The following is a 2,835-nucleotide window of genomic DNA, read 5'->3' as shown; positions in this document are numbered from 1 at the left end:
CGCGGTGGTGAGGCTGAAGGCCTCGGCGCAGGCGAAGGCCGCCAGGCTGATGGCCGCCTCGGCGTCGGGCGCATCCTCGGCCAGGGCGCGGGCGGCGTTGCGCGCCGCCGAGATGGCCGATTCCGACTCCAGCAGCAGGTCGGCGGCCATGTGCTTGATGGCCTGGAAACTGCCGATGGCGCGGCCGAACTGGATGCGCGTCTTGGCGTAGTCGACCGTGAAGTCCAGCACCCGCCGCGCGCCGCCGGCCTGTTCGCCGGAGAGCCCGACCAGGGCCAAGTTCAGCGCCTGCTGCACCGCCGCCCAGACCGGACCGCTCGCGGCAAGGCGCCGGGCCAGGGTGTTGACGAAGGTGATCCTGGCCAGGCGCAAGGTGTGGTCGAAGGTCGGCAGGGCCGCGATGGCGACGGCCTTCGGATCGACCTCGAACACCTGCAGGTCGTCGCCCGCCCTGGCGAGCACGAGCAGAACGTCGGCGTTCTGGCCATGGATGGCATAGGAGGCCTCACCCTTGAGCCGCCAGCCGCCCTCCGCCTCGCTCGCCGTCACCCTGACCCCTTCCGGCGTCCACGTCCCGGCATCGCCGGTCAGCGCGACCGTCGCGATGCTGTTTCCGGCCGCGATTCCCGGCAGCAAGCGCCGCTTGGCGTCTTCATCCCCAATGGCGCGCAGCAGCTCGGCCGCCAGCACGCCGCTGGCCAGCAGCGGCGCGCAGAGCAGGGCCGCGCCCGCCTCCTCCATGACCAGCTCCAGTTCCAGCGGGCCGCCGCCGGCCCCGCCGAAATCCTCCTCGATCACCAGGCCGGCGATCCCCATCTCGGCCAGCCGGCGCCACAGCGCGGCGTCGTAGCCGGCTGGCGTTTCCATGGCGCGGCGCACGTCGGCCTCCGCGCCGTGGTCCGCCAGCAGCCGGCGGACGGAGTCGCGCAAGGCCCCGCGGTCCTCAGCCGAAATGGTCGCCAAACCGGTTCTCCTCCCTCAGGTCACGCCGGCCACGATCCAACAGCGGCCGCTAGGGAAGCCAAGCGCCAAACGCACCTCAATCCCCGGGCCGCAGGACCACGAACTGCCGCTCCGGATCGTCCTGCACGGCGGTGCGCCCGTCGCGATAGGTAGCGACCGAGCCGTCGTGGGAATATTGCAGGATATAGGCCTTGCGCACGGTGCCCGCCTTCAGGTTCGGACCGGTCCGGTGCGGCGCCAGGGACGAGAAGACGATGGCGTCGCCGGCCCCGGCCGGCACAGCGACCGCGTCCGGAACCTCCTCCAGGCATTTCAGCCCGATCTCGGTCACCCAGTGGTCCAGCGTCCCGCCGCGGTGCAGGCCGGGCGCGATCCAGGGGCAGCCGTTCTGCTCGTCAACGTCCACCAGCGGCAGCCAGAAGGTCAGGTACTGCTGCGGCTCGATGAAGGTGTAGCCGTTGTCCTGGTGCCAGGGGAATTCGCGCATCTGCGCCGTCTTCTTGTAGACCGACTGGTCCCAGTAGAGCCGCACCGCCTCGCCCAGCAGGTCGTGGCAGACATCCTTGATGAAGGGATGGGCGGCGAAGTCGCGCAAGGTCGGCGAAACCTTGACCATGTGGGTGGTGAAGGTGATCTCGTCGGCGGTGGAGATGGAGATGGAGCCGCCGGCGCGGCGCAGCCGCTCCTCGGCAATGACCTCAAGCGGGTCGATGGCGGCGGTGACCGCGGCGATCTCGTCGGCCGTGAAGGCGTTCTCGAACTTGACGAAGCCGAGCCGGTCGAAGGCTTCGCGCTGTGCTTCCGTGACGCGGCGGAACGGGCCCGGCCGGTCTTCCCAGTGGAAGCCGGCGCTGAGCGGGTGCGGGCGAGGCGTGCGCAAACTGAAACCTCCGAAAGCTGCGTCTTAAACTGCTCGCGACGCTGCGTCAGGTCCAGCCATGGCCTTGTAAGAGGCCAGCACAGAGGCCAGAACCTTCGCAAAACAAGACCTATCGGGAGGTGAAGATGCGCGCGCTCGTACTCGAAGGGGACGCCGGGATCGATCATCTGAGCGTGGTCGACCGCCCGGCCGCCGAGCCGGCCGCCGGTCAGGTCGCGGTGACCATGAAAGCCGCCTCGCTCAACTATCGCGACCTGGCGACGGTGCAATCGCCGATGATCAAGGGCCGGCTGCCGCTCATTCCGCTGTCGGACGGCTGCGGCGTGGTTTCAGCCGTCGGCCCGGGCGTGACGCGCGTGGCGGTCGGCGACCGGGTGGCGCCACTGTTCTTCCAGGATTGGTTCGGCGGAGAGCCGACGTCGGCGGCGTTGTCCGCGGCGCTGGGTGGCTCCGTCGACGGCGTGGCGCGCGATCAGGTGGTGCTGAACCAGAACGGCGTCTCCAAGGTCCCGGCCTCGCTCAGCGACGAGGAGGTCGCCTGCCTGCCCTGCGCCGGCCTCACGGCGTGGCGGGCCCTGGTCGAGGGCGGCCTCAAACCCGGCGACGTGGTGCTGGCCCAGGGCACGGGCGGCGTCTCGATCTTCGCGCTGCAGTTCGCCAAGGCGGCCGGGGCCACCGTCATCATCACCTCATCCTCGGACGAGAAGCTGGAACGGGCCCGGGCCATGGGCGCCGACCACACCATCAACTACAAGACCGAGCCCGACTGGGCCAAGGCGGCGCGCAGGCTGACCGGCGGGCGCGGCGTCGACCACGTCGTCGAGGTCGGCGGCGCCGGCACCTTCCAGCAATCGATCCAGGCCATCCGCGTCGGCGGCCACGTGGCGGTGATCGGCGTGCTGACCGGCATGGTCAACGACATCAACGTCGCCTCCATCTTCAGCGCCAACGCCCGTGTCCACGGGATCAGCGTCGGCAGCCGCGAGCAGTTC

General features: G+C 70.2%; 3 protein-coding genes. 1 reads left to right on the top strand and 2 read right to left on the bottom strand.

Features of this window, described 5'->3' with window-relative positions:
• Together VGL85_RS02305 and VGL85_RS02300 are read right to left on the bottom strand one after the other, a co-directional pair.
• Positions 1 to 963 (bottom strand): acyl-CoA dehydrogenase family protein (locus VGL85_RS02305; RefSeq protein WP_331585592.1); only part of this gene is annotated, 963 nt, incomplete at its 3' end.
• Positions 964 to 1,039: 76 nt separating this feature from the next.
• Positions 1,040 to 1,843 carry a phytanoyl-CoA dioxygenase family protein gene (locus tag VGL85_RS02300; protein ID WP_331585590.1) on the bottom strand — a complete coding sequence of 268 codons (804 nt, stop codon included), beginning with the start codon at positions 1,841 to 1,843 and terminating at the stop codon, positions 1,040 to 1,042.
• 125 nt (positions 1,844 to 1,968) lie between these two features.
• Between VGL85_RS02300 and VGL85_RS02295 the strand changes: the two genes are divergently transcribed.
• Positions 1,969 to 2,835: NAD(P)-dependent alcohol dehydrogenase (locus tag VGL85_RS02295; RefSeq protein WP_331585588.1), on the top strand; the 867-nt coding region annotated here is incomplete at its 3' end.

The organism is Phenylobacterium sp. (assembly GCF_036501465.1).
Taxonomy (GTDB): Bacteria; Pseudomonadota; Alphaproteobacteria; order Caulobacterales; family Caulobacteraceae; genus Phenylobacterium.
The sequence above is the reverse complement of the archived record's forward strand: the minus strand, read 5'-3'. Positions and strand labels throughout refer to the sequence as shown.